Source organism: Undibacterium sp. TJN25, assembly GCF_049339885.1.
In the GTDB taxonomy this organism is placed as follows: domain Bacteria; phylum Pseudomonadota; class Gammaproteobacteria; order Burkholderiales; family Burkholderiaceae_D; genus Undibacterium.
Genome location: NZ_JBMPPM010000005.1, coordinates 146417 through 168744 on the forward strand (window position 1 = coordinate 146417; position 22328 = coordinate 168744).

Below are 22328 nucleotides of genomic sequence, written 5' to 3' on the forward strand. Positions count from 1 at the left end.
TCCTGGATTGCTTTGTTCTGGTCACGATGCATTGATACCTGCGCTGGGACGGGCCGAGGGAGTCTCATTCAACATCGCATACGTTGCCGATATTATAAATGCTCGCGGCGATCCTCTGCAGCCGGCGTTGAGGGATCGCTGAAATAAGCCGGCGTGGGCACATCTTCGTGCAATTACTGTTTTCCACAGTGCAAAATAAGGTAAACTGCAAGGATTGATCAGCGTTGTACACCAGCCATTCCAAATGGAAAACACGATACCGCAAAGTATTGCTTTGCACCCTAGCTTACCTGTCAGTCTCCATGAGATACGCGCGCATTGTTCGTCATGCAGCCTGCATCAGCTGTGCCTGCCGATGGGGCTGGCGGAGGCGGATATGGACAAGCTGGACAAGATTATCGGCCGTCGTCGCCGTGTGGCGCGCGATCAGGCGCTGTACCGTATGGATGACCCATTCACCAACCTGTACGCAATCCGCTTCGGCCATTTCAAGACCTACCGGATTAATTCCGGCGGCCAGCAGCACATTACCGGCTTCCAGATGGCGGGAGAGCTGCTGGGCATGGATGCGATCAGCACCGAGCGCCACCATTGCGATGCCGTGGCGCTGGAAGACAGCGAGGTATGCGAAATTCCATTCACCGGGCTGGAAAGCCTGTTCTCCGAGATACCCACGCTGCTGAGCCATTTTCATCGCATCATGAGCCGTGAGATCACCCGCGAACAGAATGTGATGCTGCTGCTGGGCAGCATGCGTGCCGACCAGCGGTTTGCCGCCTTCCTGGTCAACCTGTCATCGCGTTATGCGACCCGCGGCTATTCGTCCACCCGTTTCCAGTTGCGCATGTCGCGTGAAGAGATCGGCAACTACCTGGGGCTAACCATAGAAAGCGTCAGCCGCCTGCTGTCCAAGTTCAAAAAGCTGGACCTGATGAAGGTGGACCATCGCGACATCGAACTGCTGCAACTGCCCAGGTTGAAAGCGCTGGCTGCCGGTACGGAAACCTGCAGCTAGCGCTGTACTTTACTCTTCCACTTGCAGCAGGTAGCAGGTCAGTGAGCTGGCCAGCGAACAGAACAGCCAGAAGCAGAAAAATCCCAGCGTATAGACAGCAGTCACAGACATGTCGATATGGCTGCCTGCCAGCGCCAGCTCGCGCGGATCAAACAGCGAAAAGAACAGGCCTTCAGCAGCAATCGCCGTCAGGAACGAAGGCCATAGTATCGATATCGCAATGCGCATGCTTGTCTCCTTCTTTGCTTGCCTGATTTTTGTTTTACAAGGGGCTGAGCTTTATTCCCTGCTGTTGCGGCCAGTTCCAGGTGCCGCTGATGCGCCACAGGCCGGCCTGGTCTTCCAGCGAGACCTGCCACTGGGCCCTGTCCAGCAGCGGTAGCGGCACTGCAAAGTTTCCGGCGCTGTCCACTTGAGCGCGTATTGTCCTGTCCTTTTCAGGCTGCGTGGGATGCACCAGCTTCACGATCAGCGTGCCTGCGGGCACGGCGTCGTTGCCGGCCAGCCTGCCTGCGACCATGCCGGCAGCGGCGTCATACTGCAAGGATGCGCCCAGTCTCAATGCGGCGGCGGCCTTGTCGCGCCGCAGGTCCCGGTTGATGGCCTGGCCTTCCTTGTAGTAGTCGTCAACCACCATTGGGTCCTGTGCGTGGTAGGCAAGCGAGGCCATATAGGACCCTGCGACGACGGAGATCAGCGGTGGCGTCAGCAGCAGCCACAGCCACAATTGCTTGAACCAGGGGACAGGATGGTGGTTCTCCAAGGGTAGTGCAGGCATATTGCCTCCTATGAGCGTGGAATAAAAAATACGGCTTTTTCTTTGACCTGCAAGTCCGGCCGGTCCTCCGCCTGCAATTCAAACCAGATCTGGTTACTGCCCGGCTTGCCGTCGCCATGGCCGGCATGTACACGCACCGGCACGGCCTTGCTCGTCGCTCCACCCAGTTCTATCCGTTCCGGCGTTTCCAGGCTGGCGGATGCAAGACCGGATACCTTGAGCCGGTAGGTATGGGCGAGTTCATCGGTATTCATGATCTGCAGCCGGTAAACGTTTTCGATAACGCCTTCCTCCAGCTCACGGCCCATGGAGCCGCGATCACGGATGACATCCAGTTTCAGCGGCGTGCGGGTCAGCAGGCTGCCGAAGAAGACAGCGGTAATCAACACCAGCAGGCTGCTGTATATCAGCACCCTGGTCCGGAAGATCGACTGCAGGATCTGCTGCGGCGAGAAATTCCGTTTCAGCGCATTGGCCGTGGAAAAGCGGATCAGCCCGCGCGGTGCCGCTATCTTATCCATTACCTCATCGCAGGCATCTATGCAGGCTGCGCAGCCTATGCATTCATATTGCAGTCCGTTGCGGATATCGATGCCGGTGGGGCAGACCTGCACGCACATCGAGCAGTCGATACAGCTGCCGGCAGCCGGACTCCTGGCATTTTTCGCGTTGCGTGGTTCGCCGCGCCGGCTGTCATAGGTCACCATCAAGGTGTCCTGGTCAAACATCACACTCTGGAAGCGAGCATACGGGCACATGTATTTACAGACCTGTTCGCGCATCCAGCCCGCATTGCCATAGGTGGCCAGTGCGTAGAACAATACCCAGAACAGTTCCCAAGGCCCTAACGCAAACAGCGTGATTTCCTGCAGCAGGCTATGGATGGGAGTGAAATAACCGACAAAGCTGACACCGGTCCATAAGGCAATGCCCAGCCATGCTGCATGCTTGGCGGTTTTCTTGCCGAGTTTGGCGAAGGAGGGCGGCTGCCTGTCCAGCCGTATGCGCGCGCTGCGGTTGCCTTCTATCTTGCGCTCCACCCACATGAAAATTTCGCTGTACACCGTCTGCGGGCAGGCAAAGCCGCACCACAGGCGTCCGGCCACGGTAGTGAACAGGAACAGCGCGTAGGCGCAGATGATCAGCAGCGCTGTCAGGTAAATGAAATCCTGCGGCCACAGCACGATGCCGAAGAGGTAGAACTTCCGCGCAGCAAGATCAAACAATACTGCCTGGCGTCCGTTCCAGGACAGCCACGGCAGGCCGTAAAATACCAGCTGCGTCAGCCAGACACAGATCCAGCGCCAGTTCGCGTATAGCCCTTTGGCTTCGCGCGGATAAATTTCCTCGCGCGAAGCATACATCTTGATGGTAGCGTAGTGCGGTTCAGCGTCAGGCATGGCAGCCTACCCGTTTAGTATAAGAAAGAAGCATCATTTTTGTGCCACGGCAGTATCGTTCGACAGGCTCCAGACATAGGCGGCAAGTACTTGTACTTTCGCTTCGCCAAGGAAATCCTTGAACGGCGGCATGGTATTGTTGCGCCCCTTGCGTATCGTCTCCATTACAGTTTCCACGCCGCCGCCGTACAGCCAGATCTTGTCGTTCAGCGTGGGCGCGCCTATTGCCTGGTTACCCACGCCGCTGGCGCCATGGCAACCGGCGCAGGCGCCAAACTTGGCCTTGCCGAAGACGGCCTTGATCGGATCATGTGAAGAATTCGACAGGCTCAACACATAATGCGCAACGTTCTGCACGTCCTCGTCGGTTCCCAGCGCTTGCGCCATGGACGGCATCTGGCCGTTGCGTCCATACATGATGGTGGTCTTGATGATGTCGGGTGCGCCGCCATACAGCCAGTCCTTATCTGTCAGGTTGGGAAAGCCCTTGTTGCCGCGCGCGTCTGAACCGTGGCATTGCGCGCAATAAGTCAGGAACAGCCGTTCGCCTATCGCGTGTGCTTGCGGATCTGCCGCGATGGCCTTGATATCCTGGTGCAGGTATTTGTCGAACAGGGGGCCGTATTCAGCATCGGCGACTTTCAGTTCTTTCTGGTATTGTCCGCTGGACTGCCAGCCCAGCTTCCCCGCATAGGTGCCGAGGCCGGGATACAGATAGAGGTAGATGGCGCCGAACACAATGGTCAGAATGAACAGCCACATCCACCAGCGCGGCAGCGGGTTGTTCAGCTCGCCCAGGTCTTCGTCCCAGAGATGGCCCGTGGTTTCGTCAGACGCGTGCCCATCGTGCGCATCGTGCCCATCGTGCCCATCGTGCCCATCGTGTCCATCGTGCCCATCGTGTCCGTCGCTGCTCACTTTGACCTTGGCTGTGGACTGAGTCCATAGCAGCACGCCGCAGCCGATGATGCCTAGTACGGTCAGCAGCGTGATATAGGCATTCCAGAAATCATTGGTGAAGTCAGCCATGGGGAGCCTCCGTTGCAGCAGCAGGCAAACCGGCATCGGCAAATTCGTCTGCAAACGGCAGGCTGGCGGCGGCAGCGAAATCGTCTTTACGGCCCGCGCTATAGGACCAGTAAACGATGCCGAGAAACACCAGCAGGCAGAGTACGGTCATGATGCTGCGCATGTCGGTTATAAAGTTGATGAGGTTCATGCTTATCTCCTGCTCTTGATCAAAATGCCCATTTCCTGCAGATAGGCGATCAGCGCATCCTGTTCGGTCCTGCCTTCCAGTGCTTCCGGCGCGTGCGCAATCTCGTCTTCGGTGTAAGGGTGGCCCAGCCGCTTCAGCGCGCGCATCTTGGGAATGATCTCGGCCGGGTCCAGCTTGGTAGTGGCCAGCCACGGGTAGCCGGGCATGTTCGATTCCGGCACCACGTCGCGTGGATTGTTCAGGTGGGTGCGATGCCATTCGTCGCTATAGCGCCCGCCGACCCTGGCCAGGTCGGGGCCGGTGCGCTTGGAGCCCCACTGGAAGGGCCGGTCATACACAAACTCACCGGCAACGGAGTAGTGGCCGTAACGCTCGGTCTCGGCACGGAAGGGCCGTATCATTTGCGAGTGGCAGTTGTAGCAGCCTTCCCGCACATAGATGTCCCGGCCTGCCAGCCGTAGCGGGGAGTAGGGCTTTAGCCCGGTGACGGCTTCGGTGGTGGATTTCTGGAAAAACAGCGGCACGATTTCTACCAGGCCGCCAAAGCTGACAACGACAATGACCAGTCCGATCAGCAGCCAGGGGTTCTTTTCTATCCATTCATGTGAAAATTTCATTACTTGCTCCTCATATTGTGTGGGCGTTCATCAGGCTTTCGCTCCCGCAAACAGGGGGATGCGAACATTGGCTGCCTTGCTGTCGCGCATCGTCATGAAGGTGTTGAAGGCCATCATCAGCATGCCGCCAAGGTACAGAAGGCCGCCGCCGAAACGGATCACGTAGTACGGATAGGTTGCCTTGACCGCTTCCACGAAGGTATAAGTGAGCGTGCCGTCGGGGTTGACTGCGCGCCACATCAGGCCCTGCATGACGCCGGCAATCCACATTGCTGCGATGTACAGCACGATACCGATCGTGGCCACCCAGAAATGCAATTCAATCAGCGGTTTGCTCCACATTTCTATCTTTCCAGACAGGCGTGGGATCAGGTAGTACATGGAACCCATGGTGATGAAACCCACCCATCCCAGAGCGCCCGCATGCACATGGCCTATGGTCCAGTCGGTGTAGTGAGACAGCGCGTTGACAGTCTTGATCGACATCATCGGGCCTTCAAACGTGGCCATGCCGTAGAAAGACAGCGACACGACGAGGAATTTCAGGATGGGGTCGGTGCGCAGCTTGTGCCATGCGCCGGACAGGGTCATGATGCCGTTGATCATGCCGCCCCAGGACGGCGCCAGCAGGATAAGGGAGAACACCATGCCTATCGATTGCGTCCAGTCCGGCAGTGCGGTGTAATGCAGATGGTGCGGGCCTGCCCACATGTAGGTGAAGATCAGCGCCCAGAAGTGGACGATGGACAGGCGGTACGAATATACAGGCCGCTCCGCCTGTTTCGGAATGAAGTAGTACATCATCCCCAGGAAACCGGCGGTCAGGAAAAAGCCGACCGCATTGTGGCCGTACCACCATTCGATCATTGCATCCTGCACACCCGAATAGGCGGAATAGGATTTGGTCAGCGATACCGGCATGGCCGCGCTGTTGACGATATGCAGCAGCGCTACGGTCAGGATGAAAGCGCCGAAGAACCAGTTGGCGACGTAGATATGCGGTACCTTGCGCTTTAGCAGCGTGCCGAAAAATACGACCGCATAAGAAACCCAGACCACCGCCAGCAGCAGGTCGATAGGCCATTCAAGTTCCGCATATTCCTTGCCCTGGGTAATGCCCATCGGCAGCGTGATGGCTGCCAGCACGATCACCAGTTGCCAGCCCCAGAAAGTGAATGCGGCCAGGCCATCCGAAAACAGCCTGACCTGGCAGGTGCGTTGCACCACATAGAAAGAGGTGGCCATCAGTGCGCAACCGCCGAACGCGAAGATGACTGCGTTGGTATGCAACGGCCGCAGGCGGCCGTAGGTCAGCCAGGGGATATTGAAATTAAGTTCCGGCCAGGCCAGCTGGGCGGCGATAAGGACGCCCACCAGCATGCCGACGACGCCCCAGACAATGGTGGCAATGGAAAATTGCTTTACCACCTTGTAGTTATAGTTTAGTGCAGTGTCCACACATACTCTCCCAAATTACTTCGACGATGGAGAAAGCATAAATGCGGACCTGCTTTTATTCCTTGATGTGCATCAAGTACGGACCAGTTCGCTGGAAATTTCTTTGCTTGTTGTTGCTAGCCGGAGAGGCGTGGGCTCTTGAGCAAACCGGTCTTTTTTGTTCCGGCCGCCGGCAACTGGATCACGGTCGCTCTCGGGCGTGCATTTTCCTTGCCTGTTCGTTCGCTTGCATGGGTGGGGCGCAATACCTTGGGCCTAGGCGAGGCAAGATGCCTGTCGAATTTGAAGACGGATACTGCCTGGCTTAATTTGGCGGCCTGCTCGTCCAGGTTGCCGGATGCGGCTGCCGCCTGTTCGACCAGCGCCGCGTTTTGCTGCGTTACCCCGTCCAGGTCGGTGATGGTGCGATTGACCTGGTCTACGCCTACGCTCTGCTGATAACTTGCATCGGCGATCTGGCTCATGATATCCGTGACCCTCCGCACTGAGGCAACGATCTCCTGCATGGTGTTGCCGGCTTCTTCCACCAGTTGGTTGCCCACCCCTACGTTGTCGACGGATTCGTCCACCAATGTTTTTATCTGCCTGGCGGCCGCTGCCGATTTTTGGGCCAGCATGCGAACTTCCGTCGCCACTACCGCGAACCCACGCCCCTGTTCGCCTGCGCGTGCTGCTTCCACCGCCGCATTGAGTGCAAGGATATTGGTCTGGAAGGCGATGTCGTTGATCAGGCCGATAATCTCGCCTATCTTGCCGGCGGATGTACTGATGTCATTCATCGTGCTTCCTACCCTGGCGACTGCTTCACCGCCCTTGGCCGCAATTTTTGAGGTTTCCGTCACGAGCCGGTCCGCCTGCATTGCGTTACCGGCGTTTTCTTTGACGCTGGCAGCGAACTGCTGCATCGTGGCAGCGGTTTCTTCCAGGTTGCGCGCCTGCGCTTCAGTGCGGTTGGCAAGGTCCCGGTTGCCTGCGGCGATCTCTCCGGTGGACAGCGCCATGGAAGCGACATTGCTGCGCACGTCGCCTATGCTGGCCTTCAGATTCACATTGAGCTGTTGCAGCGCGCGCTGCATCTGTCCCATGTCGCCAAAACCCTGTGCCTCAAACTTGGATGTCAGGTCGCCGCCCACCAGTGCATACAGTGCGCTGGTGGCGCGCCTGACCGGCGCCACGATGCTGTCGTACAGCACGTACCATAGCCACAAGATGCTGGCGATGCCGGCTACGGTAACCGTGATATTGCCTGTCAGCTGCAAACGGGGATTGTCCAGCAGGCCGAAAAAACCGGACGAATTCAGGCATCCCAGGATGAACAGCGCCGTCAGCAGCGACATGCCGTAGTTGATGCGGCTTCCGGTGGACAGGTTCCTTACGCGGGAAAGCAGGCCCGCCAACCCTGTCGGGACCAGCGCTCCCTGCCTGATCTTCACGCCTTTGGCATCGCCTGCGCGAAATCTCGCGTAGAGTGATTCCGCACTCTCTATCTGTTCACGGTTCGGCTTGGTGCGCACGGACATATAGCCTACAGCGACGCCATTGTCGCGGATAGGGGCAACGTTGGCCAGCACCCAGTAGTAGTCGCCATTCTTGCAGCGGTTCTTGACCATGCCGGTCCACGGCAGCCCCAGTTTCATGGTCTCCCACAGATCCGCAAACGCTTGTGCCGGCATGTCCGGATGGCGCACCAGATTGTGCGGTTTGCCCAGCAGTTCTTCCTCGGTAAAACCGCTGATGCTGATGAAGCTGGGGTTGACGTAGGTGATGCGCCCCTTCAGGTCGGTTTTCGATACGATGGGTTCACCGTCTTTCAGTACATGTTCCACATTGTTGATGGGCAGGTTGGTGCGCATTATTTACTCCTGTTCATTAGGCTTGGTATTCGTTGATGTGGCCGGCAGCGCTGGTGCTTCCGGCATGTCGTTGTCTTGCAATATCCTGAGCGCAGGCCCCAGCATGTCGTCGAACTGGCCACTGTCCGACATGGCAAGGAAGACCCAGATCGCGGCGAATACGATCAGCACGCTGAGCGGGATGAGCAGGTAAAGGGATTCCATCTTCAGCTCCCTTGTGCAAAATCAGAAATGTGCGGAGCTTTGCGTGGAACGCGCCTCAGTCGCAGCGCATTGAGGACAACCACCATGGAACTCAACGCCATGCCGGCGCCGGATAACAAAGGGCTCAGATAGCCGCAGGCCGCAGCGGGTATCGCAATCAGGTTGTACAGGCAGGCCCAGACCAGGTTTTGCCGTATCACCGAACGCGATTGTTTTGCCAGCATCAAGGTATCGTACAAGCTGCCGGTATGCTCCGACATCAGCACGGCATCTGCACTGACCTGCGCCAGCGAACTGCCGCTACCCATCGCAAAAGAAACGTCTGCCGCGCGCAATACCGCTGCGTCATTGATGCCGTCTCCTACCATGGCGACAACGGCGCCGTATCGTTGCAGGTTTTGCACGAATTGCAGTTTCTGCTCTGGTAGACGGTTGCCATAGGCTTCCCAGATGCCGAGTTCGGCGGCAATTTTTTGCACAATATGTTCATCGTCGCCGCTTAGCAGGATGACCTCCTTGCCGGCTCGCTGTAAGCGGCGAACCGTTTCCGCAGCATCGCTACGTACCGCATCACGCAGTTCAAAGCGGGCCAGATATTCGAACTCACTGGCAAGGTAGACCGAGGAAGAGGGAGAATCGGAAGCGTGCTGTATATCCCGGCCCAGCATGTTTTCAACAAATTGGCTGCTACCGATGCGGTACAGGGTGCCACCGGCATTGACTTGCAGCCCCATTCCGGGCACCGAATGGATGTCGGAAACGGCAATACCGTCGCCGCCCTCGCTGCCGCCACTGGCATCCGCAGTTTGCGCTTCCGCTGCCCGCCTCAGAGCGCAAGCAAGAGGGTGGCTGCTGGCGGCTTCCATCCTGGCGACAAGTTGCAGGCATTGCCTACTACTGAGTGAACCTTCGGCTTCAATGTATTGCAGGCTCGCCCTGCCCAGTGTCAGCGTGCCGGTTTTATCGAAGACGACATGGCTGACGCGAGTCAGTGTTTCCAGTACATTCGGCTGCATGAGCAGCACGCCCTGCTGCAGCAGTCTGCCGCCGGCGGAGGCGAGTGCGGCCGGCGTCGCCAGAGACAAGGCGCAAGGACAGGACACCACCAGCACGGAGATTGCGGCAATCCAGGCCTCGCCCGGCGCAATATAACGCCAGATGCAAAAGACGGCGAGTGCAAGCATCAGTTGCACTCCAACAAATACCGAAGCGACACGGTCAAGCTGTGAAACTGCCTTCGGCTTGCCGGCACCTGCGCGTTCGCTGAGACGAATAAGTACGGATAGCCGGCTGTCATGCGCGAGGCGCACGACCTTTGCTACCACGGCCTGCTGCACATTGACGGCACCTCCCGGCAACTCTTCCCCGGTAGTTTTTTCCACCAGTCGGCTTTCGCCGGATAAAAGCGATGCGTCGATGGCAGTGTGCCCGTCGATGATAGCGCTGTCTGCTGCGATGATGTCGCCTGCCCGGATCAGGATGGCATCGCCCGGTCGCAAGCTGCCGGCTGCAATAATTTCCTCCGCCTTACTGTGCGGATAGCCTGGCAGCCGGATGGCAGCCGCTGGCAAGGCTTGCTGCATTTTTTCCAGACTGTCGAAAGCCTTGCGCCTGGCTGCCATTTCCAGGTAGCGGCTGCCCAGCAGCAGGAAGATAAACATCGTCACTGAATCGAAGTAGACGTCGCCTTTTCCTTGTACCGTTGCAACGACGCTGGCGCCAAACGCCGCAAGTATGCCGAATGCGACCGGCACGTCCATCCCGAGATGACGGTTCCGTAAGCTGAACCAGGCGCCTTTGAAGAAGGGCAGTGCGCAATAACATACTGCAGGCAGCGTCAGCAACAGGCTGGCCCAGCGCATCAGCGCTGCCTGATCCATGTCGATCGCATCTGCAGCAGATATATAAGCTGGGAAGGCGTACATCATCACCTGCATCATCGCCAGCCCCGCGATAAACAACTGGCGGAATAACTGTTTACTATGCCGGCGGACCATGTCGCCATGCTCCAGAACCTGATAAGCGTGGGCTGTGTAGCCGATGTCGTGCAGTGCCGCTGTGATCGCGCCTGGCTGGCTCTGGCCGGACGCCCAGCGCACGTCAAGTTTTTCGTTGGCGACATTCAGGCTGGCCGACAGTACTCCGGGCAGACTGCCCAGCCGGCGCTCGATCAGCCACACGCAGGCTGAACAACGGATGCCCTCAATGGAAAATGCGGTTTCAATGTCTGCGTCTCCAGCGGCGGACGTGTTTTCGGGCACAGCCTGGTCAGTTTTTAATTGCGCTGCTGCGGGGATATCCCTGCCATTCTGGGTCTCCGGATAGCGGCTGCGGCTGCCGTAGTAGTCTGCACAGCCGCTGTCGATAATCGCTGCGGCCACTGCCTGGCAGCCGGGACAGCACATACGGCGCAATTGCGCACCTATACTGACGCTCCAGTGTGCATCTGCGGGCAAGGGCAGGCCGCAATGAAAGCAGACGTCGAAATCCGGTGCGGGTTTCATGGCGCCTGCCCGAATGAATGGGACCCGGATGCAGAAGCACTGATACAAAAGGCGTCCAGCCAGCTGGCCTGGTGACCTGTTCCTGCGCGCACGAGTCCCAGCACTCCGAAACCCAGCACCACTGCGCCGGCGATCAGGCGCGTTCTGCGATGCTGCAGGCGGGATTTCAGTTGCGCGCTGATGGCGCCCAGCGCCATCAAAGCCGGAAGCGTTCCGCCGCCAAAAGCCAGCATGACCATCGCACCCGATCGTGCGGAGCCGGAGAGCATGGCGGTCAGCAGCGTGGCATACACCATGCCGCAGGGCAGCCAGCCCCATAGTGCGCCCATTGCAAAAAATTTTGGGTAGCTGTCCAGCGGTAGCAGCTTGCGTGTAAAGGGATGGATGCGGCGCCATAAAAACTGGCCGGCATTTTCCAGCCTGCTTAGTCCACGCCACACGTCCATCATATATAAGCCCAGCATGACCAGCATCAGATTGGCCAGCCAGTAGAAGGCAGCCTGCAGCGGCATCAGCCTGGTGAGCGCCAGCGCGCCGCCGACGCCGCCTGCCAATGCGCCGGCCAGCATATAACTGCTTATTCTGCCGCTGTTGTAGCTCAAGGCGCGGATGGCGGCAGAGAGTAAAACCGGCTGCACGGCGCTCTGCGGCGCAACGCCGTGAGCAGCCGCTATAACGGGCAGCGGAAATGCACGCCTGCCCGTTGTTGCGGGCGCCATCGAAAAAGCGCTGACGATGCCGCCGCACATGCCCAGGCAATGCAGGCTGCCGACCAGCCCGGTCAGGAAGATGGGGATGAGATTGATGCTTGCCATATCGGGTGCGGTGGTCGTGGCTGGATTAGCGGAGGAGATATCAGATGGTTGCGGAAAACCGTACCGGTTCTGGCTGGCGATTCAGATAGTGGTCGAATACCATGCAGAGATTTCGGATCAGCAGGCGGCCCTTGTCTGTCACGCACAGCCATTCGCCGTCGAACCGTACCAGCCCGTCCTGTTCAAACTGCCGCATGGCTGCCAGCTCTTCGGCAAAATATTCATGGAAGCTGATAGGATAGGACAGCTCTATCGCGCTGCTGGAAAGCTCAAAATGACACATCAGGCTTTGGATGACGGTACGCCGGATCAGGTCGTCCATCGTCAGCCGTATGCCTTTTACCATCGGCAACTCACCCTGCTTGATGCGCTCGTAGTAAGCATCCAGTGTTTTTTCATTCTGGCTGTACGTGGCGCCTACGGCGCTGATTGCCGAAACGCCGCAAGCAACCATATCGGCATCGGCATGGGTAGAATAGCCCTGGAAGTTTCTGTGCAGCCGGCCTTGTTGCTGTGCAATGGCAAGATCGTCTCCAGGCTTGGCAAAATGGTCCATCCCAATATATATATAGCCGGCCTCCGTCAGGCGGGTGATGCACAGATGCAGCATATCTAGCTTGCCGTCTGCGCTGGGTAGTTCGTCTTCGTGGATGCGCCTCTGTGGTTTGAACAGATGCGGCAGGTGGGCATAGTTGTAGATTGCGATGCGGTCCGGCGACAGCGCAATGACTTTGCCAAGCGTGGATTCCATGCTTGCCTGAGTCTGTTTGGGGAGCCCGTAAATCAGGTCTATGCTGATGGAGCGAAATCCTGCTGCGCGGGCGGCCGCCACGATGGCCAGTGTTTCTTGTTCAGGCTGTATGCGGTTAACCGCCTTTTGCACTGCCGGGTCGAAATCCTGTACCCCCAGGCTGATGCGGTTGAATCCCTGTTCGCGCAGCCTATGCACCAGTTCCGGCGACACGGTGCGGGGATCGACTTCTATCGAATATTCACCGATGGCGTCCGGCGCCAGCGTGAACCAGCGGCGTATGTGCGCCAGCAGTTCGTCCATCTGCCCGTCACTCAGGTAGGTCGGTGTGCCGCCGCCGAAATGCAGCTGCTCCACCTGGTTGATGCCGCTGAACAGCTTGCCCTGCATTTCAATTTCGCGTTTCAGATAGGCCAGGTAGGTGGCTGCCTTGCTCCTGTCTCGGGTGACGATCTTGTTGCAGGCGCAGTAGTAGCAAATGGTGTCGCAAAAAGGAATATGGATGTACAGCGACAGCGGACGCATGCCCTGTACCCGCACGCTGGAGACAGCATGCAGATAATCCCAGGACTTGAATTCGCTGGTAAACCGGTCCGCCGTGGGGTAGGACGTGTAGCGCGGCCCGGATTGCTTCAGTTTGCTTATCAGCGCGGCATCGAATTCAATTGCCGGGACTGCACTTGCGGGGAGAAGGGACGCCATAATTTTTTTCCTGCGGATGAAGTACGAGCATGGGATGCGTTCTGAAGATGGCTTTAGTGTAGGGACGAATGCGTCAGCCCATCTTGATGTAAATCAAAAGGGCGGAATTTAAAAGCTGTTAAAAAATTACGCTGGCGTCGTCGCCTGGCCAGCCTGATTTTGCAACAGCTTCCTAGAACGGAGAGAGGGAGCCACTATCCCGGCAGGGGGTGCGGAAATGGCAAAAAGACCACTTCGAAAATTCAAAGCAGCCTGCTCAATGGAGCTGAGAGACAGTCGATAGATGTCAGTGCGACATCAATACCGGCACCGTCATCGTGCTGAGGATGGTACGCGTGACCCCGCCCAGCAGGATTTCCCTGAAGCGGGAGTGCCCATAGCCGCCCATCACAATCAGGTCGGACGCGAAATCCGTTGCCAGCGACAGCAGTGCATTGCCGACATCGGCTTTCACACTCTGTTCCGATACATTCACTTTTACTTTATGCCTTGCCAGGTACAGTGCGATGTCCGCGCCCGGCTGCTCCCCGTGCGCACCGGGATCACGGTCGGAATTGAACACCACGAGCTGTGCAATTTTTGCGCGTCGCAGTAAGGGCAATGCTAGGCTGACAGCGCGGGCTGCCGGCACTCCGGCATCCCAGGCGATCAGGGCTCTTTCACCGACGCTGCTGAAACGGCCTGCATAAGGCACGATCAGCACCGGTCTGCCGCAGTTGAGCACGACATATTCGGGAAAATCCGGCGTGACGCTAGGGGAGGGATCTTCCAGGTCGGTCTGGCCGATAACGACCAGATCGGAATAACGTGCCTGCATGCTGATGCCGCCGGCGGCTTCGTCGTCCACCAGCCGGAGTTCGTAGGACTCGACTCCCATGCTGACGACGATGCGTTCAAACGCGTCGAGCGCGGCCTGTGCTTTCTCTTTCAAAAAATCCAGGTTGATCACCATGCCGGGATCCGCGAACATGGGTGCGCTATTGGCATACATCCAGCGTGAGATTCCTGTCATTGCCACGCCTATCAGGTGCGCGCCTTCTGCATTGGCGATGTTGGCGGCGATGCGGATGCGGGCTTCCACATTTCTGGATTGGTCCACATGGACCAGTATTGATTGGTAGCTCATTTCGTCCTCGTTGATTGAGTGCTGCGTTGACTGCATATTGACTGACTGCACATTGATTCTGCTTTGACTGGTGTGCTGGCGATAACCACCTCTCCAGCGTATGCGCTGCAAGGCACTCCGTCCAGTTGAACTTGCGCCTTGCGGCATTTAGTTGGCCGGAATTTGATGCATATCAAAGCCGTTAGCCAGCCGGCTTTGCCAGGCTGGCTAACGCAGGATTGCTTGATCAAGATCAAGTTAACGCCTTGCCCTTTTTGCTAAAGTGCAGCGACCTCGATTCCAGACTGGCGGATACCTGCATGCTGCAAAACCCATTTCCCCGTATGCTCATCAAAGCGAACAGCCTGCTGCCTATAGTGCAGGGTGGCATGGGTGTCGGCGTGTCGGCGCATCGCCTCGCCGGCAGTGTGGCTGGATTGGGCGCGATGGGCACCATTTCCAGCGTAGATTTACGCAGGCACCATCCCGACCTGATGCAGCAGACCGGCAAGACGCGCGACAAGGCCGCCATTGATGGCGCCAACTTGGTGGCGCTGGACAGGGAGATAGTGCTGGCAAAAAGCAGCGCGGACGGCAAAGGCATGATCGCGGTGAATATCATGCGCGCGGTGTCCCAATATGCCGCCTATGTACGTCAAGCCTGCATCAGCGGTGCGGATGCCATTGTCGTCGGCGCCGGCTTGCCGCTGGACTTGCCCGAGCTTGCCGCCGAATTCGGCCATGTGGCGCTGATTCCGATTCTTTCGGATGCACGCGGCATTGCGCTGGTGCTGAAGAAGTGGATGCGCAAGAATCGCCTGCCGGATGCGATTATCATAGAAAACCCGCAGTACGCGGCAGGGCACCTGGGCGCGCCAAGGCTGGAGGATGTCAACAATCCGCAGTTCGGTTTCGCCGTGGTGCTGGAACAGGCGCGCAGCCTGATGAAGGACTTGCAGCTGGAGAGCGAGCATATACCTCTGATCGCTGCCGGCGGCATAGGCACGCACCAAAAGATGCGCGAAGTGATGGGTCTGGGTGCCGATGCGGTGCAGCTGGGTACGCCGTTTGCGGTAACGCTGGAGGGAGACGCCCATCCGCTGTTCAAGAAGACGCTGGCGGAAGCCAGGCCGGAAGATATTGTGACCTTCATGAGCGTCGCAGGCCTGCCGGCGCGTGCGGTGCGTACGCCCTGGCTGGACAATTATTTGCAGAAAGAAGGCAAACTGCAAGGCAAGGCGGCTGCCAAGCAATGTACGGTTGGCTTCGATTGCTTGCAGCAGTGCGGTTTGCGGGATGGCGTCGGCAAGTCCGGCCAGTTCTGCATTGATACACAACTGGCATTTGCATTGAAAGGCGATATCCGGCGCGGCCTGTTTTTCAGGGGATCGGAAGCCCTGCCTTTCGGCGCCGAATTACGCTCGGTCAGGGACCTGATGGATTTCATGCTGAACGGCAGCTTGCCCCCATCCGGCGGCAGCCATCAGGCCCAGGGATCGTAAGTGCCGAAGCTCCACAGATGGCCTTCCACGTCGTAGCAGCTGAAGCCGCGTCCGCCGTAATCTTCATCCTTGATGTCGATTGCGATCCTGGCGCCGGCTTTCTTCGCATGGTCATAAATGAGGTCGGCGTCATTGACCACAGCATAGATGGTCTGGGTCTGTGCTCCGCCGATTTCGTCAGGCTGTTTCACCAGCGTGCTGTATTCATTGTCCACCCTGGACACCGAGCCCAGCATGACCATGCCGTTTCCAAAAGATAACTGCGCATGCAGGATGCTGCCGTCGTCCCCCGGTATCACCAGGTGCCTGGTCAATCCGAAATGGGTGCACAGCCATTCGATGGCGGCTGACGCATCCCGGTAGCGCAGGCAGGGGATGATGCTGGCTTTGGTCAGTTTGGGGATGTCCGACATGGTGTGCTCCTTGATCAGTCTGCTTTTTCATAGGCTCTTGCCTCGGGCAGGCTTGACTTCATCGTAGCAGCGCAATTGCCGCTGTCAAGCGTGCCATTGACGGACAAGTTCTAGTCTTTCCACTCTACTGGCTGGCATGTTACATTCTGCGTTTTACCATGTTTGACCATATAGGGAGACTCCAGATGGACTTAGCAGCTTGCACCGAAGCGATACGCGCCAAAGTAGGCGACAACAGCGGATTGAACGCGACCCTTAAATTCGATTGCGGCAGCGACGGCGTCGTGTTCGTGGATGCCTTGTCTGTGCCGAATACTGTCAGCAATGAAAACCTGGATGCGGTATGTACGATCGCGCTGTCGGTTGAAAGCCTGAGTGCGTTACTGGCCGGCGAATTGAATCCCGTCAACGGCTTCATGATGGGAAAATTCAAGGTATCCGGTGATATGGGCGTGGCGATGCGTCTGCAAAAAGTGGTGTAAAGTGGCTTGTCGGCAAGCGTCTAGATGCAAAAAAGCGCCTGAATAACTGTTCAGGCGCTTTTTTATGAAATTCGGCTGAGCGATCAGCTCAATGAAACGCCGCCTATCGCGAGCGCGGAAGTGCCGTCGGGATATAGGGCGTCATAACAACGGGTGCACTGCTCGCAAAACAGGTGTGAGCGCTTGACATGCCGGTACCGCAAAATCAGCTGTAGCGCATTGCCGGGGCAATGGGGGCAGGTTTCACGCATCTGGCCCGCTGGGGTCACTTCTTCCGACAGATAGCCTTCTTCGCGCACGATGCCGTCCACCACATCCCGCGGATCTACTTCGATCAGTGTGAAGTAGGGGGCTCGTTTCTCTCTCCTTTCCGTATAGTATTGATCCTTTGATTGACGTTTCAATAATTCGGCAGCGATCATCTTGGTGCTCCTGATAACGAACCAGTCCGGCGTCACGGAGCCGGGCTTTCAATCTAGTAAAAATAAAGCCATAAGACAAGGCGTTTTTATAGGAACCGGTCGGTACCTGAACTTGTTTCTTCGTGGGAATGAATTCTGATTAAAACCAGCGATGGATGCGAAACGCAGGCATAAAAAAAACGGCATGCGCCGTAAAACGCATGCCGCCAACGGCCGATAGTGCCGGCCTGGAGATTAATAGCGGTGCTGGATGCCGGCAGTGATGCCGGTCTGGCTGTTGCCATAGCCGACGTCGTCGCGCGACAGGCTGACGGTGTTGTTGCCCTTGGCTTTGGCATAGGCGCCCACCAGATACAGGTCAGTGCGCTTCGACAATGCATACTTGCCGCCCAGTACGTACATGATAGGGTCGGCATCAAGCGCTGCCGTGGTGTTCTTGATGTCCTGGTAGTACACAACGCCGGTAATCGTAAACGTTTCGGTGGTTTTGTAGTTCACGCCGCCCCAGTAGGTGTCGCTGCGCTGGTCCGCTGCGCCGCTGGCGAGGGTTTTCTTGAACCTGCGGTAGCCGGCATTCAGCCTGGCTTCGCCGGCCTGATAGCCGATCGCCAGATGTGTGGCAGTGGTCTTGTCATACGCGCCCAACGCATTACCGGTGCCGTTGACCTGGCTGTAGACGCCAACCAGGCGCAGATCGCCGGTGTTGTAGCCGAGCGCCAGCGCATATTTGGCGCTGTCCGAGGTATTGCCGGCGGCTTCACCGAACGCATAGTTGAGGCCCAGGCGGAAACCGTTGAATTCGCCCGTGTATTTGACCATATTGGAAACGCCGGTCAGCAGGCCGTCTTTGCGGTTGCCCGATGCGCCGGCAGAGGTGGCCCATGAATATTGCGGCGCGTAGCCCATCGGATCCAGCGGCAGCAGGAAATCGTACACGGTGCTGAATGAGCGGCCCGCTACCACGCGGCCGAAGTTGCCTTCCAGCCCGACGTTGGCCTGGCGGCCGAAGATGTCGCCGTCGGATGCGCCGGTGTCGAGCTTGACGCCGCCTTCCAGCTGGAATACCGCCTTCAGCCCGTCGCCAAGGTCTTCCGAACCGCGAAAGCCGAAGCGGGAAGTGTTGGCACCGCCGGAATTGAGGCGCGACAGCGAATGCTTGGCCGGATCGGCATTGGTCAGGTATTCGACGTTGGCGTCGATCAGGCCGTAGGCTTGTACGCTGGATTGTGCCTGGGCGAGCGAATACGCAGGCGCCAGGATGGCAAGCGCCAGGAGTTTTTTGTTCATGGATGGTCCCCGTTATAAATTATTGAGATAAAGCGGATATTACTGATGCATTGCCAGCATATTGATCCAAGCTTTCAAATCGCTTTCGGGTGGGAAATAGTGACTTTCCGTGGCGGGAACCAGGGAGAACTGATATAAAAAAACCACAAATTGCCGAGAATGGCGAACAAACTCCAAGTGGAGCCGCAGATGTTAAGTGCTGCGCAAGGCAGGCTTGCGCTTAAACGAATATCATGAAGTGCGTAAGCCTCTCCGAGAAAATCCGAAACCCCAGTTTGCATCCAATGAATGAAACTACAGAGATTTTCCGTATCCTGATCGAGCCCCAGGGATGGCGCTTTGCCGCACATGCCGGACAAAGCCTGCTGCAGGCTGCGCTGGCCGCCGGCATCGTGCTGCCCAGCTCCTGCCGCAACGGCACGTGCCGCACCTGCATCTGTGTCATGCAGGTCGGCAGTGTCAGGTACGGCATAGAATGGCCGGGCTTGAGCAGGGAGGAAAAAGGCGAGGGATATGTCTTGCCCTGCGTGGCAATTGCAGAGTCAGACCTGGTGCTGCATGCACCGGCAGCGGCAAAAATCTGAAGCGCAGATGAAGGAAAGCACCCTCCGCAATGCAGAGGGCATTCCGCTTAATTCTTGATGCCTAGCGTCGTCAGCAGGAATGCATAGTCCAGCGCATTCTCTTTCAACGCATCGTAACGGCCTGAAGCGCCGCCGTGGCCGGCCCCCATATTGGTCACCAGCAGCAAAGGATTTTTATCCGTCTTCAGGCTGCGTAGTTTAGCCACATACTTGGCGGGTTCCCAGTACATCACCTGGCTGTCGTTCAGCGAGGTTTTGACGAGGATGGTGGGGTAGGCTTTGGCCGCCAGGTTGTCATACGGCGAATACGATTTCATATAGTCGTAGTACGGCTGCTCGTTCGGATTACCCCATTCTTCGTACTCTCCCACCGTCAGCGGCAGGCTGGAATCCAGCATCGTGTTGACGACATCCACAAAAGGTACGTGGGAAATGACCAGCTTGAACAGATCCGGGCGCATATTGGTCACTGCGCCCATCAGCAGGCCGCCGGCACTGCCGCCCTCTATCGCCAGCCTGTCGCTGGAAGTGAATTTTTCATTGATCAGGAATTCGGCTGAGGCGATGAAGTCGGTAAAGGTGTTTTTCTTTTTCAGCATCTTGCCGTCGTCATACCAGGCCTTGCCAAGGTCGCCGCCGCCGCGTATGTGCGCGACGGCAAAGATGACGCCGCGGTCCAGCAGCGACAGGCGGTTGCTGGAAAAGCTGATCGGGTAGGGAAAACCGTAAGAGCCGTAAGCGTTCAGGCTGAGCGGGGCGCTGCCGTCCAGCTTGACGCCTTTTTTGTACACGATGGAAACTGGAATCATCTTGCCGTCAGCTGCCTTGGCAAAGCGGCGTTCCGACGTGTAGTCGTCCGGATTGAAGCCGCCGAGTACCGCGCGCCGTTTGATCAGCTTGCCGGCCTGGCTGGCCATATCATATTCATATACCGAAAGCGGCGTAGTAAAGGACTGGTAGCTATAGTTGAATGCGCTAGTATCCCATTCCAAATTGGCGCCCGGCGACAGCGAATAGACTGCCTCGGGGAAGGCTATCCGGTGCGTCTTTTGAAGGTGCTTGCCTGACAGTTCCGTGATCGCCATTTGCTGTAGGCCCTTGTCACGCTCATACACGACCAGATAGTTCTTGAACAGGTCTATGTTTTCCAGCATCACATCCGGACGGTGGGCAACGATCTCCTGCCAGCTTCTCTTGTCGTTCCTGGCAATTTTTTCTATCGGCGTACGTACCAGCCTGAAGTTGCGGCCCTTGTCATTGATGCGGATGTAGAAATAACCGCCCTGGAAATCCACGCTGTATTCCTGGTCTTTTTTGCGCGGCAAGACAATTTGCCATGTACTGCCCGGACGATCTGCATGCAGGTAGCGAAATTCGGAAGTAGTAGAGCTGTTGATGCTGAGGAAGATATATTCCCTGCTGCGGTCCAACCCCACATCCACCCTGAACAATTCGTCTTTTTCCTCATACACCAGCTTGTCCTGCGCCTTGTCTTGGCCCAGCGTCAGCAGGTGCAGCTGGTTGGAGCGTTTGGTGGTAGCGTCCTCGGTGACATAGAACAGGTGTTCACTATCCTTGGTCCACGCTACGGAGGTTACGCGTTCACGGTTTTCCGCCACCAGCTTTCCGCTGCGCAGGTCTTTCACCTGCAGCACATACTGGCGAAAGCCTGTACTGTCCAGTGAATAGGCAAGGTAATTGCCATCCGGGCTGATGTTGTTGGCGGCCACCGAGGTGAATTTTTTTCCCTCCGCCAGCTTGTTGACATCCAGCAGTACCTGTTCCGGCGATGTCTCGTAGCTACCGTCAGCCTGGATCTGCTTACGGCAAAAAACATTGTACTGCTTGCCGGTCTCGGTGCGGGAATAGTAATAGTATTTGCCGTTGCGGTAGGGCGCGGACGAATCGGTCTGCTGGATGCGGCCCAGCATTTCCTGGTACAGCTTGTCCTGCAAAGGCCTGGTCGGCGCCAGCGCTTTTTCGGCATAGGCGTTTTCCGCTTCCAGGTAACTGATGACGTCGGGATTGGATTTTTCGCGCAGCCAGAAATAATCATCCACGCGGCGGTCTCCCAGCGTGATGTCGACTTTAGGTTTCTTGGCAGCGATCGGGGCAGCGGTCATAATGGTCGGGTCAGTGGTCGTATCAAAAGAGGCGGCGTCGGCCGCAAAGCTGTTGGATACCAGCAGCGATGCCGCCAACAGCAGGCTGCCCAGACTGAAAGTACGGGCAGGCTTGCTGTGTGAAACGGAAGGGGAAAGCGATGCGGGCATATCGTTCATCCTGAGTATTGAGGCTACCGTGGTTTTAAAAAATAAGGTTTTTCACGCGAGCAGATTTAGATCGGATTCATCCTACACGCTACATGGCAGACGTCCGATTTCAGGATGCCGGCATCAACTTTAGAATGCGGCCCAGATCACCGGAGCTGGCGGTTGCAAAATATACCAGCACCATATTCCTTGATTCAGCATGCTTGCTATTTGCACTTTCCCTTGATGATTGCGCCGGCATAAAAGGGCAGCGCCAGCAAGCCACCCAGGTTGACGCCTGCCACCATCGGCGGATTGTGCTTCATCGGGTCTTCTCCCATTGCCAGGCATCCGGGGACTGCCGCTTCCGCTATCACCGCGTCGAATTTTTGCTCCCTCGTCTGAGGCGGCGCTTCCAGCGTTTTTCCTGCTGCCTCCGCCATTCTTTGCAAATCGCTGCGGCTGTCCTTGTAGGCCTTGCCTATGGATTTGACATCCAGTTTCAATGCGCTGCCGGCGGAGAGTGTAGCCGTTTCCTGCACATTGTCCGGCGCTGCGGCCGAGAGAGCAGAGTCTTGAGACGGTGATGTGATGGCGCCGGACACGGCAGGACGAACCGCGCCGGTTTCAATTCTGGCGCTCGCGTGGGCAGAAACTTGCGGACTGGTTCGTATTGCCGCTTCAGGAGGTTTAACGACACTGGGCATGACGTTAAATAAAGCCAGGTAGCTGACGCTGCCGGCAGCATCGGTCACGCTGTGTTGCTGCCAATGGAAGCGTCCGCCGTTGAGCTGCTTGCCCATCAATATCGTCAATGCTATCGCACACACAGCTGCCAGCAGGCGTTGCCTGCGGTTGTCGTGGGACCAGTGGTCGGCGGCGGGCATCAGCATAAGTAATATTTACAGTAATATTCAGCTTAAAACGCGATTTGCCATTCTTATCTATTTGAAAATAAAAAACAA

22 protein-coding genes are annotated in these 22328 nt (G+C 57.3%); 4 read left to right on the plus strand and 18 right to left on the minus strand.

The annotated features are described in order from the left end of the window. The first annotated feature begins 244 nt into the window (after positions 1-244). Complete coding sequence (fnr, locus tag ACO0LO_RS14035) at positions 245-1015, plus strand: fumarate/nitrate reduction transcriptional regulator Fnr (RefSeq protein ID WP_422964850.1); 771 nt, start codon at positions 245-247, stop codon at positions 1013-1015. Between the two features lie 9 nt (positions 1016-1024). Here fnr and ACO0LO_RS14040 read toward each other — a convergent pair whose 3' ends face one another. The 13 genes from ACO0LO_RS14040 to ACO0LO_RS14100 all read right to left on the minus strand — a co-directional run bounded on the left by ACO0LO_RS14040 (position 1025) and on the right by ACO0LO_RS14100 (position 14442). Further along, complete coding sequence (locus ACO0LO_RS14040; protein WP_422964851.1) at positions 1025-1243, minus strand: hypothetical protein; 219 nt, start codon at positions 1241-1243, stop codon at positions 1025-1027. A gap of 34 nt (positions 1244-1277) precedes the next feature. Then, positions 1278-1793 (minus strand): FixH family protein, encoded by a 516-nt coding sequence (locus ACO0LO_RS14045; RefSeq protein WP_422964852.1) that lies wholly within the window; start codon positions 1791-1793, stop codon positions 1278-1280. A gap of 8 nt (positions 1794-1801) precedes the next feature. Continuing rightward, the gene (ccoG, locus tag ACO0LO_RS14050; protein WP_422964853.1) at positions 1802-3193 is read right to left on the minus strand and encodes a cytochrome c oxidase accessory protein CcoG; all 1392 of its coding nucleotides are present in this window, start codon (positions 3191-3193) and stop codon (positions 1802-1804) included. Between the two features lie 33 nt (positions 3194-3226). Beyond that, a complete protein-coding gene (gene ccoP, locus ACO0LO_RS14055; RefSeq protein WP_422964854.1) occupies positions 3227-4222 on the minus strand; it encodes a cytochrome-c oxidase, cbb3-type subunit III in 996 nt (331 codons plus the stop codon). Continuing rightward, a complete protein-coding gene (locus ACO0LO_RS14060; RefSeq protein WP_422964855.1) occupies positions 4215-4412 on the minus strand; it encodes a cbb3-type cytochrome oxidase subunit 3 in 198 nt (65 codons plus the stop codon). Before ACO0LO_RS14060 ends, ccoP begins: the two co-directional genes overlap by 8 nt. Before the next feature lie 2 nt (positions 4413-4414). Continuing rightward, complete coding sequence (ccoO, locus tag ACO0LO_RS14065; RefSeq protein WP_422964856.1) at positions 4415-5029, minus strand: cytochrome-c oxidase, cbb3-type subunit II; 615 nt, start codon at positions 5027-5029, stop codon at positions 4415-4417. A gap of 30 nt (positions 5030-5059) precedes the next feature. Then, on the minus strand, positions 5060-6487 hold the full coding sequence (gene ccoN, locus ACO0LO_RS14070; RefSeq protein ID WP_422964857.1) for a cytochrome-c oxidase, cbb3-type subunit I: 1428 nt from the start codon (positions 6485-6487) through the stop codon (positions 5060-5062). A gap of 116 nt (positions 6488-6603) precedes the next feature. After that, positions 6604-8340: a methyl-accepting chemotaxis protein gene (locus ACO0LO_RS14075; protein ID WP_422964858.1), complete on the minus strand. Its 1737-nt coding sequence runs from the start codon at positions 8338-8340 to the stop codon at positions 6604-6606. 3 nt (positions 8341-8343) lie between these two features. Then, positions 8344-8544, minus strand: a complete 201-nt coding sequence (gene ccoS / locus ACO0LO_RS14080) for a cbb3-type cytochrome oxidase assembly protein CcoS (RefSeq protein WP_422964859.1) — start codon at positions 8542-8544, stop codon at positions 8344-8346. Positions 8545-8546: 2 nt separating this feature from the next. Further along, a complete protein-coding gene (locus tag ACO0LO_RS14085; protein WP_422964860.1) occupies positions 8547-11048 on the minus strand; it encodes a heavy metal translocating P-type ATPase in 2502 nt (833 codons plus the stop codon). Next, positions 11045-11863 (minus strand): sulfite exporter TauE/SafE family protein, encoded by an 819-nt coding sequence (locus ACO0LO_RS14090; protein ID WP_422964861.1) that lies wholly within the window; start codon positions 11861-11863, stop codon positions 11045-11047. Before ACO0LO_RS14090 ends, ACO0LO_RS14085 begins: the two co-directional genes overlap by 4 nt. A gap of 40 nt (positions 11864-11903) precedes the next feature. Continuing rightward, the gene (hemN, locus tag ACO0LO_RS14095) at positions 11904-13316 is read right to left on the minus strand and encodes an oxygen-independent coproporphyrinogen III oxidase (protein ID WP_422964862.1); all 1413 of its coding nucleotides are present in this window, start codon (positions 13314-13316) and stop codon (positions 11904-11906) included. 286 nt (positions 13317-13602) lie between these two features. After that, positions 13603-14442, minus strand: coding sequence for a universal stress protein (locus tag ACO0LO_RS14100; protein WP_422964863.1), 840 nt, complete (start codon positions 14440-14442; stop codon positions 13603-13605). A gap of 299 nt (positions 14443-14741) precedes the next feature. Between ACO0LO_RS14100 and ACO0LO_RS14105 the strand changes: the two genes are divergently transcribed. After that, positions 14742-15923 (plus strand): NAD(P)H-dependent flavin oxidoreductase, encoded by a 1182-nt coding sequence (locus ACO0LO_RS14105; RefSeq protein WP_422964864.1) that lies wholly within the window; start codon positions 14742-14744, stop codon positions 15921-15923. Here the strand turns inward: ACO0LO_RS14105 and ACO0LO_RS14110 are convergent. Continuing rightward, positions 15905-16336: a VOC family protein gene (locus ACO0LO_RS14110; protein ID WP_422964865.1), complete on the minus strand. Its 432-nt coding sequence runs from the start codon at positions 16334-16336 to the stop codon at positions 15905-15907. The two genes, ACO0LO_RS14105 and ACO0LO_RS14110, sit on opposite strands and share 19 nt — an antisense overlap. A 185-nt stretch (positions 16337-16521) precedes the next feature. Here ACO0LO_RS14110 and ACO0LO_RS14115 point away from each other — a divergent pair, with 185 nt between their 5' ends. Beyond that, a complete protein-coding gene (locus ACO0LO_RS14115) occupies positions 16522-16818 on the plus strand; it encodes an SCP2 sterol-binding domain-containing protein (RefSeq protein WP_422964866.1) in 297 nt (98 codons plus the stop codon). 83 nt (positions 16819-16901) lie between these two features. Here ACO0LO_RS14115 and ACO0LO_RS14120 read toward each other — a convergent pair whose 3' ends face one another. Both ACO0LO_RS14120 and ACO0LO_RS14125 read right to left on the minus strand, forming a co-directional pair. Continuing rightward, the gene (locus ACO0LO_RS14120) at positions 16902-17240 is read right to left on the minus strand and encodes a hypothetical protein (RefSeq protein ID WP_422964867.1); all 339 of its coding nucleotides are present in this window, start codon (positions 17238-17240) and stop codon (positions 16902-16904) included. Between the two features lie 234 nt (positions 17241-17474). Beyond that, the gene (locus tag ACO0LO_RS14125) at positions 17475-18527 is read right to left on the minus strand and encodes a porin (RefSeq protein WP_422964868.1); all 1053 of its coding nucleotides are present in this window, start codon (positions 18525-18527) and stop codon (positions 17475-17477) included. 284 nt (positions 18528-18811) lie between these two features. Here ACO0LO_RS14125 and ACO0LO_RS14130 point away from each other — a divergent pair, with 284 nt between their 5' ends. Beyond that, entirely contained in the window at positions 18812-19111 is a 300-nt protein-coding gene (locus ACO0LO_RS14130; protein WP_422964869.1) for a 2Fe-2S iron-sulfur cluster-binding protein, read from the plus strand. A 47-nt stretch (positions 19112-19158) separates the two neighbouring features. Here the strand turns inward: ACO0LO_RS14130 and ACO0LO_RS14135 are convergent, their stop codons facing one another. Both ACO0LO_RS14135 and ACO0LO_RS14140 read right to left on the minus strand, forming a co-directional pair. Further along, positions 19159-21384, minus strand: a complete 2226-nt coding sequence (locus ACO0LO_RS14135) for a S9 family peptidase (RefSeq protein WP_422964870.1) — start codon at positions 21382-21384, stop codon at positions 19159-19161. A gap of 206 nt (positions 21385-21590) precedes the next feature. Continuing rightward, the gene (locus ACO0LO_RS14140) at positions 21591-22256 is read right to left on the minus strand and encodes a BF2992 family fimbrillin-A clan protein (protein ID WP_422964871.1); all 666 of its coding nucleotides are present in this window, start codon (positions 22254-22256) and stop codon (positions 21591-21593) included. Positions 22257-22328 lie beyond the last annotated feature (72 nt).

Coding starts and splice junctions, on each gene's coding strand:
- fnr (WP_422964850.1), top strand. CDS start 245: ATGGAAAACACGATACCGCAAAGTATTGCTTTGCACCCTAGCTTACCT.
- ACO0LO_RS14040 (WP_422964851.1), bottom strand. CDS start 1,243: ATGCGCATTGCGATATCGATACTATGGCCTTCGTTCCTGACGGCGATT.
- ACO0LO_RS14045 (WP_422964852.1), bottom strand. CDS start 1,793: ATGCCTGCACTACCCTTGGAGAACCACCATCCTGTCCCCTGGTTCAAG.
- ccoG (WP_422964853.1), bottom strand. CDS start 3,193: ATGCCTGACGCTGAACCGCACTACGCTACCATCAAGATGTATGCTTCG.
- ccoP (WP_422964854.1), bottom strand. CDS start 4,222: ATGGCTGACTTCACCAATGATTTCTGGAATGCCTATATCACGCTGCTG.
- ACO0LO_RS14060 (WP_422964855.1), bottom strand. CDS start 4,412: ATGAACCTCATCAACTTTATAACCGACATGCGCAGCATCATGACCGTA.
- ccoO (WP_422964856.1), bottom strand. CDS start 5,029: ATGAAATTTTCACATGAATGGATAGAAAAGAACCCCTGGCTGCTGATC.
- ACO0LO_RS14075 (WP_422964858.1), bottom strand. CDS start 8,340: ATGCGCACCAACCTGCCCATCAACAATGTGGAACATGTACTGAAAGAC.
- ccoS (WP_422964859.1), bottom strand. CDS start 8,544: ATGGAATCCCTTTACCTGCTCATCCCGCTCAGCGTGCTGATCGTATTC.
- ACO0LO_RS14085 (WP_422964860.1), bottom strand. CDS start 11,048: ATGAAACCCGCACCGGATTTCGACGTCTGCTTTCATTGCGGCCTGCCC.
- ACO0LO_RS14090 (WP_422964861.1), bottom strand. CDS start 11,863: ATGGCAAGCATCAATCTCATCCCCATCTTCCTGACCGGGCTGGTCGGC.
- hemN (WP_422964862.1), bottom strand. CDS start 13,316: ATGGCGTCCCTTCTCCCCGCAAGTGCAGTCCCGGCAATTGAATTCGAT.
- ACO0LO_RS14100 (WP_422964863.1), bottom strand. CDS start 14,442: ATGAGCTACCAATCAATACTGGTCCATGTGGACCAATCCAGAAATGTG.
- ACO0LO_RS14105 (WP_422964864.1), top strand. CDS start 14,742: ATGCTGCAAAACCCATTTCCCCGTATGCTCATCAAAGCGAACAGCCTG.
- ACO0LO_RS14110 (WP_422964865.1), bottom strand. CDS start 16,336: ATGTCGGACATCCCCAAACTGACCAAAGCCAGCATCATCCCCTGCCTG.
- ACO0LO_RS14115 (WP_422964866.1), top strand. CDS start 16,522: ATGGACTTAGCAGCTTGCACCGAAGCGATACGCGCCAAAGTAGGCGAC.
- ACO0LO_RS14120 (WP_422964867.1), bottom strand. CDS start 17,240: ATGATCGCTGCCGAATTATTGAAACGTCAATCAAAGGATCAATACTAT.
- ACO0LO_RS14125 (WP_422964868.1), bottom strand. CDS start 18,527: ATGAACAAAAAACTCCTGGCGCTTGCCATCCTGGCGCCTGCGTATTCG.
- ACO0LO_RS14130 (WP_422964869.1), top strand. CDS start 18,812: ATGAATGAAACTACAGAGATTTTCCGTATCCTGATCGAGCCCCAGGGA.
- ACO0LO_RS14135 (WP_422964870.1), bottom strand. CDS start 21,384: ATGCCCGCATCGCTTTCCCCTTCCGTTTCACACAGCAAGCCTGCCCGT.
- ACO0LO_RS14140 (WP_422964871.1), bottom strand. CDS start 22,256: ATGCTGATGCCCGCCGCCGACCACTGGTCCCACGACAACCGCAGGCAA.